Below are 13,125 nucleotides of genomic sequence, written 5' to 3'. Positions count from 1 at the left end.
CCCATGTTCCCTGGAGCCCGCGGTCCCGGCCGGGACCGGCCGCCTCAGCCGTCCGCCCTGCCGGCAGCCGCCCTGCCGCCGCCCCTGCTGCCGTCACCGCTGGAGCCGCTCGACGACGACCGGTTCGCGCGCCACGGCGTACAGCTGCTGCTCAAACGGGACGACCTGATCCATCCGGACCTGCCGGGCAACAAGTGGCGCAAGCTCGTCCCCAATCTGACGGCCGCCGCCGGGCGGACCGTCCTGACGTTCGGCGGCGCCTACTCCAATCACCTGCGGGCCACCGCGGCGGCGGGCCGGCTGCTCGGATTCCCGACCGTCGGTGTCGTACGGGGGGACGAGCTGGCCCACCGCCCGCTGAACCCGTCCCTCGCCCGGTGCGCGGCCGACGGTATGCGGCTGCACTTCGTGGACCGGGCCGCCTACCGCGCCAAAGCGGTGCCGGCCGGTCTCGACACCTCCGCGATGTACATCGTCCCGGAGGGCGGCAGCAATGCGGCGGCGGTGCACGGCTGCCTCACCATCGGCCGGGAGCTGCACGGGCTCGCCGACACGGTCGCGGTGGCCGTCGGCACCGGCGGCACGCTCGCGGGGCTCGCGGGCGGCCTCACGGCGGACCAGCGCGCCCTCGGCTTCCCCGTCCTGAAGGGCGGCTTCCTCGGCACCGAGGTCGCACGGCTCCAGCAGGCCGCCTTCGGTGCCAGGACCGGGGACTGGCTGCTGGACGAGCGGTTCCACTTCGGCGGTTACGCCCGCACGGCCCCGGAACTCGACCGCTTCGCCGATGGGTTCGAGGAGCTCCACGGTGTCCCGGTCGAGCGGGTCTATGTCGCCAAGATGCTGTACGGACTCACGGTGCTCGCCGCCGAAGGGGCCTTCGCGCCGGGCACCCGGATCGCCGCCGTCGTCACCGGTCAGCCCGCCTCCTCCTCGCGGTAGGCCGCGGCCTCCTCCAGGTCGAGCCTGCGCAGCAGCGTCCTGAGCAGTTCGTCGTCGATGCGCCGCCGGTCGCGCAGCTCGACGAAGACGGCGCGCTCGGCGCCGATCATGGCGCGTGCGAGCCGCCGGTAGGTGTCGTCCGCGCTCTCCCCGGTGTGCTCGTTCACCGTGCCGAGCCGCTCCCAGACGGCGTTCCTGCGCCGGGCCATCACCGCGCGCAGCCGGTCGGCGAGCGGCTCCGGGAGGCTGTTGTCCTCGTCGGCGAGCATCGCGTCCAGCAGCTCGTCCGCCGCCTGGGACGCCGCGTTCTGCGCCTGGGCCTCGGCGAGCGTCTCGGCGTGCACGTCGCGGCCCGGGATCTTCAGCAGCCGGATCAGCGGCGGCAGGGAGAGCCCCTGGACGACGAGGGTCGCGATCACCGTCGTGAAGGTCAGGAACAGCACCAGGTTCCGGGCCGGGAACGGTGCGCCGTGCGCGGTCAGCGGGATCGAGAAAGCGATGGCGAGCGAGACCACACCGCGCATTCCGGCCCAGCCGACGACGACCGGTGCGGTCCAGTCCGTATCCGGTTCGCGTTCCCGGATCCTGCGGGAGAACACGCGCGGCAGGAAAGTGGCGGGAAACACCCAGACGAACCGCACCACCACGACCACCAGGAAAACGGCCAGCGCATACCAGAGGGCCTCCCCTCCCCCGTAGGTGCCGAGTCCCCTGAGCACAAAGGGCAATTGCAGCCCGATCAGAGCGAAGACCGTCGATTCGAGAATGAAGGAGACCATTTTCCACACCGCCTCCTCCTGGAGCCGGGTGGCGAAGTCGACCTGCCAGGAACGGTGTCCCAGATAGAGCGCCACGACCACCACGGCGAGCACCCCCGAGGCGTGCACCCGCTCCGCGGCCGCATAGGCGACGAAGGGAATGAGCAGCGAGAGCGTGTTCTGCAGCAGCGCTTCCCTGAGGTGGGTGCGCAGCCAGTGCAGCGGCACCATCAGGACCAGGCCCACGCCGATTCCGCCGACCGACGCCAGCGCGAATTCCCTGAGCCCCTCCGCCCAGGAGACCCCGGCGCCGACCGCGGCCGCGAGCGCCACCTTGTAGGCGGTGATCGCGGTCGCGTCGTTGACGAGTGACTCGCCCTGCAGCACCGTCGTGAGCCGGGACGGCAGCCCGAGGCGCCGGGCGATGGCGGTGGCCGCCACCGCGTCGGGCGGCGCGACCACCGCACCGAGCACCAGGGCCGCGGTCAGCGAGAGGTCGGGCACGATCAGATAAGCGAGCCAGCCCACCGCGAGGGTCGCGAAGAGCACATAGCCGACCGAGAGCAGCGCGACCGGCCGCAGATTGGCCCGGAGATCCAGGTACGAGGAGTCGACGGCCGCGGTGTAGAGCAGCGGCGGCAGCACCACCGGCAGCACGATCCCCGGGTCCAGCGTGTACTCGGGCACTCCCGGCAGATAGGCGGCGCCCAGCCCGACCGCGACCAGGAGCAGCGGTGCGGCCACCGGTGTCCTGCGGGCGACGCCCGCCACCGCCGCGCTGCCCGCCACCAGTGCCACCAGCGGCAATGCGTCCATGGGTCTCCCCGCCCTCACTCCCGGTCCGTCGTAACCTGGCAATCATGAGCGAGTGCCAGCATGTTGCAGAACTGCCGCGCCCCGAGCCGGCTCCGTTGAAGGACACCTGTCCCGAGTGCCTGGCCATCGGGAGCCATCCCGTACAGCTGCGTCTGTGCCTGGTGTGCGGGCACGTCGGCTGCTGCGACTCCTCCCCGTACCAGCACGCCACCGGCCACTTCGAGGAGACCGGGCACCCGGTGATGCGGAGCTTCGAGCCGGGCGAGAGCTGGCGGTGGTGCTTTGTCGACGGTTCGATCGTCTGAGCACTGGGTACGTCAACCGTTCGCTGCGTCTTTCCAGTTGGCCGAAGCACCCCGGGAAACCCGCGGAGCCGCCCGGACATTCCGGAGAATCACAGCGCCGCAATCGGATGTGCACACCCCTGACGACGTTACGTACGCATGGGCTTACCATGAGTGACAGTCGTGGGGTGGGGGTCCTGGCGACAGGGAACCTTGGATCGCGATAGCGTCACGGCGTCAGGAAGCGACCATGTCACGCACGGTTGCGGGAGCACTGTTTCCCCGACCATGAACGAGCTTGTGCCACCTTGGAGGTGAGGGTGTCCCAGATCGCAGGCGAGCCCGGGACCCAGGACTTCGTGGAAGTCCGGCTGCCCGCTGAGGGTGCCTACCTGTCCGTGCTGCGTACGGCCACGGCCGGCCTCGCAGCACGTTTGGACTTCACCCTCGACGAGATCGAGGATCTGCGCATCGCGGTCGACGAGGCCTGCGCGATCCTGCTTCAGCAGGCCGTGCCCGGCTCCGTGCTGAGCTGCGTGTTCCGGCTCATCGAGGACTCGCTCGAAGTGACGGTGTCCGCGCCCACCACGGACGGCCGCGCGCCGGAGCGCGACACCTTCGCCTGGACGGTGCTCTCGGCACTGGCGGGCAAGGTCGAGTCGACGGTGGCCGACGACCGTACGGTCAGCATCAGTCTGTACAAACAGCGCGGCGCTGGACCTGGACCGGCGTGAACGGGGACGGTCCGGTGCGGGACGACGAGCGCGGCGCGCGGGCGCTGGGCGCGGGGGACATCCCGGAGCAACAGGCCCGCCCGCATCCGGTGGAAGGCCTTTTGGAGTCGGCGGATCAGGCGGGCCTCATGAGCGAGCATCACGAGCACCACGAGCACCACAATCCGCGGGACCGCAGCGGGGCGCGGGCGCTCTTCATCGAGCTGCGCGAGCTCTCGGACGGTTCACCCGAGAAGGCCGAGCTGCGCAACAGGCTGGTGCGGATGCATCTGCCGCTGGTCGAGCACCTGGCCCGCCGGTTCCGCAATCGCGGAGAACCGCTGGACGACCTGACACAGGTCGCCACGATCGGTCTGATCAAGTCGGTTGACCGGTTCGACCCCGACCGGGGGGTGGAGTTCTCCACGTACGCGACTCCGACGGTGGTCGGCGAGATCAAGCGGCACTTCCGCGACAAGGGCTGGGCGGTCCGGGTGCCGCGCCGCCTCCAGGAGCTGCGGCTGTCGCTGACCACGGCGACCGCGGAGCTCTCCCAGCAGCACGGCCGGGCGCCCACGGTGCACGAGCTGGCGGAGCGGCTGGGCATCTCGGAGGAAGAGGTCCTGGAGGGCCTGGAATCCGCGAACGCCTACTCGACCCTCTCGCTGGACGTCCCGGACACGGACGACGAGTCGCCTGCGGTGGCGGACACCCTGGGCTCGGAGGACGAGGCGCTCGAAGGCGTCGAGTACCGGGAGTCGCTCAAGCCCCTGCTGGAGGATCTGCCCCCGCGAGAGAAGCGGATCCTGTTGCTCCGGTTCTTCGGGAACATGACGCAGTCGCAGATCGCCCAGGAAGTAGGGATCTCGCAGATGCACGTCTCGCGGCTGCTGGCCAGGACGCTGGCGCAGCTGCGCGAGCGTCTGCTGGTCGAGGAGTAGGCAGGCCGCTGGGGGCTCCGCACGAGGCGCGACTGCGCGGTGCGGGGCCCCTTCTCCGTTTTCTCCGTGTCCCGTGGGCTGCCCGTCCGCAGCGGGGCAGGACCGGCGCACGCGGGGGCGGCCCTCAGGCCCCCCGCGGCCCCCTGATGCCGAGTGCCTTGGCCGTCGTCGGGTTCACCAGCAGCACGAGCGCCGCCACGGCCACCACCGCGAGCACGACACCCGCGGGAATCAGCATCGCCTGGGCGGAGAGCAGCGTCCACGCCACCGGCAGGGCGATGATCTGGGTGACGATCGCGGGGCCGCGGCTCCAGCCGCGGCGGAGCAGCAGCCCGCGGGCCGCGAGCAGCGGGATGAGGGCGAGCACGATCAGGGTGAGACCCGCCAGGACCGACTGCTCGGGGCTGTCGCCGCCGGCGAGGACCCCCTTGCCGATCACGTACAGTCCCCCGGCGGCCATCGCCGCCCCTTCCAGCGCGGCCAGCGCCGCCGCGGCGGTCAGACGGGCGGGGCGCGGTCCGCTGGGCTGCTCTGCGGTCTGGTCGGTACTCACCCCTGCAGCGTAGCGGGCGCCGTCCGGGCCGGATCGAGGCCGGGGCTGGGCCCGGTTCCGCGCGGTAGGTAATCTTCAGGTCATGCGCGCACTCCTCGTGGTCAATCCGGCAGCAACCACCACCAGTGCCCGCACACGCGACGTACTGCTCCACGCGCTGGCCAGCGAGATGAAGCTGGAAGCCGTGACGACCGAGTACCGGGGGCACGCCCGCGATCTGGGCAGACGGGCTGCGGAGAGTGACGACATCGATCTCGTCGTCGCCCTGGGCGGTGACGGCACGGTCAATGAGGTGGTCAACGGTCTGCTCCACCACGGGCCCGATCTCGAAGGGCTGCCCGGCCTGGCGGTCGTCCCCGGTGGCTCCACCAATGTCTTCGCCCGCGCACTCGGCCTGCCCAATGACGCGGTGGAGGCGACCGGCGCGCTCCTGGACGCGCTGCGTGAGCGCCGGGAGCGGACGGTCGGCCTGGGGCTGGCGGCCGGCACCCCGGGGACACCGGACGAGGGGGTTCCCTCGCGCTGGTTCACTTTCTGCGCCGGACTCGGATTCGACGCGGGCGTCGTCGGCCGGGTCGAACAGCACCGGGAACGCGGAAAGCGCTCCACGCACGCTCTCTATATGCGTCAGGTGGTCCGCCAGTTCCTCGACGAGCCGAGCCGCAGGCACGGCGCGATCACCCTGGAGCGCCCGGGCGAGGAGCCGGTCACGGACCTCGTGATGTCCATAATCTGCAACACGTCTCCCTATACCTACCTGGGCAATCGCCCCATGTACGCCTCCCCCGAGGCCTCCTTCGACACCGCGCTCGACGTGCTGGGTCTGTCGAAAATGTCACCCGCTCATGTGGCACGTTTCGCTACTCAATTGCTCACCTCGACGCCCGAACGAGGTCCCCACGGAAAGCACGCAGTTTCGCTGCACGACCTGACGGACTTCTCCTTGCATTCCAAGGTCCGACTCCCCTTCCAGATGGACGGCGACCACCTGGGACTGCGTACGAGCGTGACGTTCACAGGCGTACGCCGTGCACTGCGTGTGATTGTGTGAGTGGAAGTGGCCAAAGTCCTTTAACTCGAACGTTTGGGCTGGGATCCACCCCATGGAAGTACGGCTGTGACCTAGCCGACACCGAGGAATCAAAAAAAACTTTCCAGAAGGGGTTGTATCCGCCGCCGAGGTTTGCGAATCTCTACATGGCGCTCGGGACGGCCCGCAACACCGGCCTCCCTGAAAGCCAGAACCCCTCCTCAACACACTGGACCGCAACCAGGTCATCTGGAAGTCGGCCCTTCACTTGCGGGGGGATTCGTGAAAGCGTTCACATTCACAAGCACCTGCACGTAACACCCTAAGAGAGGTAGCAGCCATGGACTGGCGTCACAACGCCGTTTGTCGTGAGGAAGACCCGGAGCTGTTCTTCCCCATCGGCAACACCGGTCCCGCGCTGCTGCAGATCGAGGAAGCCAAGGCCGTCTGCCGCCGCTGCCCCGTCATGGAGCAGTGCCTGCAGTGGGCGCTTGAGTCCGGCCAGGACTCCGGCGTCTGGGGTGGACTCAGCGAGGACGAGCGCCGCGCGATGAAGCGCCGTGCCGCTCGCAACCGGGCGCGTAACGCGACCGCCTGACCACCCTGTTCACGAGCTTGAGCCCGGCGGCGCGCGTACAGCGAGTACGCACCACCGTCGCCCCCGAAACGCAGCGCGCAGTACCCCCGATGCGCACGCAGTACTAGAACGCCAGGGAGAGTTCTTCTCCCTCAGGCACAGAGTGAGCCCCGGACCGTGTCAGATCATCGGTCCGGGGCTCACTGCTGTGCCCGTGGGTCGCGGCCCGGCTACGCGTCGCCCGGGACCGGTATGTCGAGCACCACCTGGGTGCCGCGTCCAGGAGCGGGCACCATATCGAACGATCCGCCCAACTCCCCCTCCACCAGCGTCCGTACGATCTGCAGGCCCAGATTCCCCGCCGTCTTGGCGTCGAACCCCTCGGGCAGCCCGCGCCCGTCGTCCTGCACCGTGATGAGCAGCCTGGCGTCCTCGCGCGTCCCGCCCCGGACGGCCGAGACCTCGACGGTGCCCAGCTCGCCCGGCCCGAAGGCGTGCTCAAGCGCGTTCTGCAGGACCTCGGTCAGCACCATGGAGAGCGGGGTGGCGACCTCGGCGTCCAGGATGCCGAAGCGGCCCGTACGGCGGCAGTCGACCTTGCCGGGCGAGATCTCGGCCACCATCGCGATGACGCGGTCGGCGATCTCGTCGAACTCGACGCGCTCGTCCAGGTTCTGCGAGAGCGTCTCATGGACGATCGCGATGGAACCGACGCGCCGCACCGCTTCGTTGAGCGCCTCCTTGCCGCGGTCCGAGTCCATCCGCCTGGCCTGGAGGCGCAGAAGCGCCGCCACCGTCTGGAGGTTGTTCTTCACCCGGTGGTGGATCTCCCGGATGGTCGCGTCCTTGGTGATCAACTCGCGCTCGCGGCGGCGCAGTTCCGTGACGTCGCGCAGCAGCACCAGAGAACCGATCCGTACGCCCTTGGGGGAGAGCGGGATGGCGCGGAGCTGGATCACCCCGTCGTTCCCCTCGACCTCCGTCTCGCGCGGCGCGTAGCCGCTGGCCAGTTTGACCATGGCCTCGTCGACCGGGCCGCGGGCCGGCGCGAGATCGGTGGTCAGCTGGCCGAGGTGCTGGCCCACCAGGTCGGACGCGAGTCCGAGGCGGTGGTAGGCGGAGAGCCCGTTGGGGCTCGCGTACAGGACCACTCCGTCCGCGTCGAGCCGTATCATCCCGTCCCCGACGCGGGGGGACGCGTCCATGTCGACCTGCTGGCCGGGGAAGGGGAACGAACCCGCCGCGATCATCTGGGCCAGGTCGGAGGCCGACTGGAGATAGGTCAGTTCGAGGCGTGAGGGCGTACGGACGGTGAGCAGATTGGTATTGCGGGCGATCACCCCGAGCACCCGTCCCTCGCGGCGCACCGGGATGGACTCGACCCGTACCGGCACCTCCTCGCGCCACTCGGGGTCGCCTTCGCGCACGATCCGGCCCTCGTCGAGAGCGGCGTCGAGCAAGGGGCGCCTGCCGCGTGGAACGAGATGGCCGACCATGTCGTCCTGGTAGGAGGTGGGGCCGGTGTTCGGCCGCATCTGCGCCACGGAGACATAGCGGGTGCCGTCGCGGGTGGGCACCCACAGCACGAGGTCGGCGAAGGACAGGTCGGAGAGCAGCTGCCACTCCGAGACCAACAGGTGCAGCCACTCCAGGTCGGTGTCGCCCAGAGAGGTGTGCTGACGTACGAGATCGTTCATGGAGGGCACGTGTGTGAGCGTACCCGCCGGATTCTTTCTGTCGTACGCATGGACATCGGCGAATGGTCTAGTCCACAATGTGCGTGCAAAGACTTCCGCTCTCCCCGCACAGGAGAGTGGAGACGAGGTACGCGGCGCTCTCTGCCCTGACTGCGCCAAGTCCTCCCCACGGCCGCCGGGCACCGCACACCTGACGGCCGATGCAGCTGAGGGCTGCGGTGCCGTACGGCCGGGCCGAGGGTCCCGACCGCACCGGCGCCGCGGCCCGCAGTCGTTTCCGGGGGTTCACCCCGCCACCGCACTCCCCGCCGGCCCGGGTCAGGCCCGCCACGGCCCTGGCCGCCGACCCGGCGTTTCCTCGTCCCGTTCCGGCCTCGATCCACATGCGTTCGCCGCGCCTTCGGCCGACCATGGGAAGACGGAGGGAATCGCAGGCAGGGACGGCTCGCTCTGCTAGATTGGTCTATACCACATGTTTGCACTCTCCAGATCGGCAGGCCCAGCGTGGAAGTTGTCATCGTCCCGGACGCCAAGGCAGGCGGCGCGGTCATCGCGGAGGCCATGGCCGGCCTGCTGCGGCGCAAGCCCGATGCTCTGCTCGGCGTGGCCACCGGATCGACGCCGCTCCCCGTCTACCAGGCGCTGGTCGCCACGGTGCGTGCCGGGGCCGTCGACGCGGGGCGGGCGCGGATCTGCCAGCTCGACGAGTACGTGGGCCTGCCGGCCGGCCACCCCGAGTCGTACCGCTCGGTGGTGCTGCGCGAGGTCGTGGAACCACTCGGACTGACCGAGGCCTCCTTCATGGGCCCCGACGGCTCCGCCGACGACGTCCCGGCCGCCTGTCAGGAGTACGACCGGGCGCTCGCCGCGGCCGGCGGGGTCGACCTCCAGCTCCTGGGCATCGGAACCGACGGGCACATAGGCTTCAACGAGCCCTGCTCCTCGCTCGCCTCCCGCACCCGGATCAAGACGCTCACCGAACAGACCCGGGTCGACAACGCCCGGTTCTTCGACGGCGACATCGACCAGGTGCCGCACCACGTCATCACCCAGGGCATCGGGACCATCCTGGAGGCCCGCCACGTGGTGCTGCTGGCCACCGGCGAGGGCAAGGCCGAGGCCGTCGCGCAGACCGTCGAAGGCCCGGTCGCGGCCGTGGTGCCCGCCTCCGCACTCCAGCTGCACCCGCACGCGACCGTCGTCGTGGACGAGGCGGCCGCGTCCAGGCTGAAGCTGGCCGACTACTTCCGTCACACCTTCGCCTCGAAGCCGGCGTGGCAGGGGCTGTAACCGAGCAGTACGGAGAAGGCCGGGCACCCCGCGGGTGCCCGGCCTTCCTTCATGTTCCGCTTGCGGCCTTCCCCTCCGGACGTCCCGCCCCGGGCAGACCGCTCCGGAGCCCTACGCTCCGCTGACGCCCGCGATGACCTCGGCTGCGGCGCGGCCGCAGACCCGGGCTGCGCCGTGCGTCGCCACGTACAGCGCTCCGCGCGGCTCCGCCCGCGGTACGCCCATCTCGACCACGACGGTGTCGGGGCGGGCCGCCAGCAGCGCGTCCAGCATGCGCGCCATCCACGGGTGCCGGTGCTCGTCGCGGACGACCGCGACGATGGTGCGCTCCCCCGCGGCGGTGAGCACGTCGGCCGGTGTGCCGGCCGCTCCGTACGCGCCGGTCAGGGTGGAAGGCAGCAGCGCGGCCAGCTCGGCCGCGATGCCCCACGGCGTCTCGTCGCCGACGGCGATGTTCGCCCCCGGGGCGAAGGCGGCGACATACGGCGCCGCGGTCAGCGGCTGGTGACCGGCCGGGGTGGCCCGGACCGCCCTGCGCGCCGCCACGAGCCCGATATCGGTGCCGGGCGCGGTCCCCTCCTGCGACGCCGCGCCCGGCTCCGAAGCCCTCCTGGCCCGGTGCGTCCACCCCGCGAGCTCACGTACCCGCGCGGCGGCGTCCGCCAGCCGTTCCTCGGGCAGTTCGCCCGCCCGTACCGCCGCCACCAGCGCGTCACGCAGCCGCAGTACGGTGCCCTCGTCCGAGAGGCCGCCACCCACGCAGATGGCGTCGGCGCCCGCCGCGATGGCGAGGACGGTGCCGCGTTCGATGCCGTACGCCGACGCGATGGCGCGCATCTCGATGCCGTCGGTGACGATCAGCCCCTCGTAACCGAGTTCGTGCCGCAGCAGCCCGGTGAGGATCTGCGGGCTCAGCGTCGCCGGCCGCTCGCGGTCGAGCGCCGGGAGCAGGATATGCGCGCTCATGACCGATTTGGACCCCGCCGCGATGGCGGCCCTGAAGGGCACCAGCTCACGGGCGTTCAGCGTCTCCAGGCCGGCGTCGATCCGGGGCATCGCGTGGTGCGAGTCGACGGCGGTGTCGCCGTGGCCGGGGAAGTGCTTGGTGCAGGCCGCGACCCCGGCGGACTGGAGACCCTCGACGTACGCGGCGGTGTGCCGGGCCACCAGTGCGGTGTCGGAGCCGAAGGACCGTACACCGATGACCGGGTTGTCCGGATTGGAGTTGACGTCGGCGGACGGGGCCCAGTTGTGGTTGACCCCGCACTCGGCGAGACGCCGGCCCAGCTCGCGGGCGACGGCCCGGGTGAGCTCAGGGTCGTCGACCGAGCCGAGCGCGAGGTTCCCGGGGAAGGACGAACCGGTGCGCACTTCCAGGCGGGTGACGTCGCCGCCCTCCTCGTCGATGGCGACGAGGACGTCGTCCCGCTCGGCCCGCAGCTGAGCGGTGAGCGCGGCGACCTGGGAGGCGCTGGTGACGTTGCGGCCGAACAGGGCGACGGACGCGAGCCCTTCGCCGATCCTGCGCAGCAGCCAGTCCGGGGCCGTGGTGCCGGTGAAGCCGGGCTGGAGGACGGCCAGCGCGTCGCGCGTGAGCTTGTCCGTGCCCGTGGTGATGGTGGTCATGGGGCGCCGTTATCCCTTCACCGCGCCGGCCGTCAGACCTGCGGCCATCTTGCGCTGGACCAGGAGGAAGAGCACCACGACGGGGACGGCCATCATGCTTGATCCGGCCATCATGGGCGCGTACTCCGTACCGTGCTGCGTCGTGAAGTTGCTCAGCCAGACGGTGGCCGTCTGCTTCTCCTGGCTCATCAGCATCAGAGCGTAGAGGTACTCGTTCCACGCCTGGATGAATCCGTAGACCGAGGTCGCGACCAGGCCGGGAGCGAGCAGCGGGAAGACCACCCGGATGAAGGCACCGGTGCGGGTGCACCCGTCGACCATCGCCGCCTCCTCCAGCTCCTTCGGAATATTGACGATGAAGCCGCGCAGTGTCCAGACCGTGAACGGGAGGATGAAGGTCAGGTACGTGATGATCAGGCCCGTGAGCTGGTCGTACTGGCCGAGGTCGTTCAGCAGCAGGAAGACCGGGATGATCATGGCGACCAGCGGCACCATCTGCACCGCGAGGATCCCGACGATCACGATCTTGCGGCCGCGGAAGGCGAACCGGGAGATCGCGAGAGCCGCCAGCATGCCCACCACGATCCCGATGGCGACCACCGAGAGCGAGACGATGGCGCTGCGCGAGATGGCACCCCAGAAGTCGGCGACCTGAAGGGCTCGCCGGAAGTTGTCCAGGGTGAACACGTGGGGAAAGAGGTGCGGGTTGGGGTCGATCGCGTCCTTCGACGGCTTGAACGCCGTGTTCAGCATCCAGTAGACCGGGAAGCCCATGGTCACGAAGACCAGCAGACCGGCCAGGTTCCAGCCCAGCTTGGACTTCTTGCGACGCGGGCGTGAGCGGGGGCGGGTGGCGGCAGGAGCCGTCGCAGTCGTGGTCACTCCACCTCTCCGATCTTGAGCATCTGGCGCATATAGACGGCAACCACGCCCAGCAGCAGCAGCACGGTGACGAGAGCGATCGCCGAGCCGCCGGAGTAGTCGTTGACCACGAAGGCCTTGTCGTACGAGTACGTGGTGAGGAGCTGGAACTCGGGCTCGGGGTGGCCGCCCCGCATCACGAAGACCTGAGGGAAGACGCCCATGTCCCAGATGACCGAGAGAGTCGTCAGCATCACGATGATCGGCTTCAGGATCGGCAGGGTGACGTGCCGGAAGACACCCCAGGACCCGGCGCCGTCGAGCCTGGCGGCCTCTTCGAGCTCCTGGGGCACCTGGGTGAGCCCCGCGCTGAGCGTGATGACGACGAACGGCACCGCGCCCCACACCACGAGCAGCATGATGACGGAGAGCCCCTGCGGACCGCTGGCGAACCAGTTGTGGCCGATGAAGTCGACACCGGGGATCTTGCTGATGAGCCAGTTCAGGACGCCGTAGTCGGAGTCGAACATCCACTTGAAGATCGTGACAGCCACGATGATCGGCATACCCCAGCTCGCCACGAGCGCGACGTTGACGAGGGTCTTGACCCAGCCGGACACCCGCTGGAGCAGCAGCGCGATGAACATCCCGATGACCATCGTCAGAACGACCGCGCCGACGGCGAAGACGATGGTCCTGACGACGACAGCCCAGAACTCGCTGTCACCGAGGATGTTGCTGAAGTTGTCGAAGCCGGCCCACTCCGCGGGCTTGAACCCCCAGAGCTGGGGCTGCCCGAACTTCTGGAAGGAGAGGGTGACGAGGCGGTAGAGCGGATACCCGAGAACGAGGGCGAGGATGAGCAGGCAGGGCGCGAGGAGCGCCCACGGCACTGCGGAGCTCCCGGCTGAGGACTTCTTCCCCGGTGGGCGGGGGCCTGCTTCGGCATCCGGTGATGGTGAGCGCCGCTGCGGCGGCACCTTGGCGGTGGTTGTCTCTGCGGCACTCATCAAGTGCTCCTCAGCATTCCCTCTCCTGGT

The 13,125-nt window shown here is 69.9% G+C and carries 13 protein-coding genes; 7 read left to right on the top strand and 6 right to left on the bottom strand.

The genetic code is table 11. The features are described from left to right. The first annotated feature begins 3 nt into the window (after positions 1-3). Positions 4-939: a 1-aminocyclopropane-1-carboxylate deaminase/D-cysteine desulfhydrase gene (locus tag OG917_RS23440; protein WP_328319582.1), complete on the top strand. Its 936-nt coding sequence runs from the start codon at positions 4-6 to the stop codon at positions 937-939. On the opposite strand, the gene OG917_RS23435 is transcribed toward OG917_RS23440, so the two are convergent. Next, positions 915-2,513, bottom strand: coding sequence for a Na+/H+ antiporter (locus OG917_RS23435; RefSeq protein ID WP_328319581.1), 1,599 nt, complete (start codon positions 2,511-2,513; stop codon positions 915-917). The genes OG917_RS23440 and OG917_RS23435 overlap by 25 nt on opposite strands. Positions 2,514-2,557: 44 nt before the next feature. Here OG917_RS23435 and OG917_RS23430 point away from each other — a divergent pair, with 44 nt between their 5' ends. From OG917_RS23430 to OG917_RS23420, 3 genes are all read left to right on the top strand, one after another. Further along, a complete protein-coding gene (locus OG917_RS23430; RefSeq protein ID WP_328319580.1) occupies positions 2,558-2,818 on the top strand; it encodes a UBP-type zinc finger domain-containing protein in 261 nt (86 codons plus the stop codon). 299 nt (positions 2,819-3,117) lie between these two features. Beyond that, positions 3,118-3,531, top strand: coding sequence for an anti-sigma regulatory factor (locus OG917_RS23425; RefSeq protein ID WP_328319579.1), 414 nt, complete (start codon positions 3,118-3,120; stop codon positions 3,529-3,531). Beyond that, positions 3,420-4,451 carry an RNA polymerase sigma factor SigF gene (locus tag OG917_RS23420; protein ID WP_443059098.1) on the top strand — a complete coding sequence of 344 codons (1,032 nt, stop codon included), beginning with the start codon at positions 3,420-3,422 and terminating at the stop codon, positions 4,449-4,451. Before OG917_RS23425 ends, OG917_RS23420 begins: the two co-directional genes overlap by 112 nt. 124 nt (positions 4,452-4,575) lie before the next feature. On the opposite strand, the gene OG917_RS23415 is transcribed toward OG917_RS23420, so the two are convergent. Further along, positions 4,576-5,004 (bottom strand): hypothetical protein, encoded by a 429-nt coding sequence (locus OG917_RS23415; protein WP_328319578.1) that lies wholly within the window; start codon positions 5,002-5,004, stop codon positions 4,576-4,578. A gap of 82 nt (positions 5,005-5,086) precedes the next feature. Here OG917_RS23415 and OG917_RS23410 point away from each other — a divergent pair, with 82 nt between their 5' ends. Further along, the gene (locus tag OG917_RS23410) at positions 5,087-6,055 is read left to right on the top strand and encodes a diacylglycerol/lipid kinase family protein (RefSeq protein ID WP_328319577.1); all 969 of its coding nucleotides are present in this window, start codon (positions 5,087-5,089) and stop codon (positions 6,053-6,055) included. 319 nt (positions 6,056-6,374) lie between these two features. Then, complete coding sequence (locus tag OG917_RS23405) at positions 6,375-6,632, top strand: WhiB family transcriptional regulator (RefSeq protein ID WP_004937597.1); 258 nt, start codon at positions 6,375-6,377, stop codon at positions 6,630-6,632. 209 nt (positions 6,633-6,841) lie between these two features. Here OG917_RS23405 and OG917_RS23400 read toward each other — a convergent pair whose 3' ends face one another. Beyond that, positions 6,842-8,308, bottom strand: a complete 1,467-nt coding sequence (locus OG917_RS23400) for a sensor histidine kinase (protein ID WP_328322106.1) — start codon at positions 8,306-8,308, stop codon at positions 6,842-6,844. 504 nt (positions 8,309-8,812) lie between these two features. Here OG917_RS23400 and nagB point away from each other — a divergent pair. After that, positions 8,813-9,598: a glucosamine-6-phosphate deaminase gene (gene nagB, locus OG917_RS23395; RefSeq protein ID WP_328319576.1), complete on the top strand. Its 786-nt coding sequence runs from the start codon at positions 8,813-8,815 to the stop codon at positions 9,596-9,598. A 111-nt stretch (positions 9,599-9,709) separates the two neighbouring features. Here nagB and OG917_RS23390 read toward each other — a convergent pair whose 3' ends face one another. Genes OG917_RS23390 through OG917_RS23380 form a run of 3 tightly spaced genes read right to left on the bottom strand, consistent with a single transcriptional unit; the run spans position 9,710 to position 13,095 of the window. Further along, complete coding sequence (locus OG917_RS23390) at positions 9,710-11,224, bottom strand: glycoside hydrolase family 3 protein (protein ID WP_328319575.1); 1,515 nt, start codon at positions 11,222-11,224, stop codon at positions 9,710-9,712. A 9-nt stretch (positions 11,225-11,233) separates the two neighbouring features. Beyond that, positions 11,234-12,106 carry a carbohydrate ABC transporter permease gene (locus tag OG917_RS23385; protein WP_328319574.1) on the bottom strand — a complete coding sequence of 291 codons (873 nt, stop codon included), beginning with the start codon at positions 12,104-12,106 and terminating at the stop codon, positions 11,234-11,236. After that, positions 12,103-13,095 (bottom strand): carbohydrate ABC transporter permease, encoded by a 993-nt coding sequence (locus OG917_RS23380; RefSeq protein WP_328319573.1) that lies wholly within the window; start codon positions 13,093-13,095, stop codon positions 12,103-12,105. Before OG917_RS23380 ends, OG917_RS23385 begins: the two co-directional genes overlap by 4 nt. Positions 13,096-13,125 lie beyond the last annotated feature (30 nt).

Origin of the sequence: Streptomyces sp. NBC_00388 (genome assembly GCF_036061255.1) — a bacterium.
In the GTDB taxonomy this organism is placed as follows: domain Bacteria; phylum Actinomycetota; class Actinomycetes; order Streptomycetales; family Streptomycetaceae; genus Streptomyces.
Note: the sequence above shows the minus strand (reverse complement) of the source record. Positions and strands in the feature narration are given on the sequence as shown.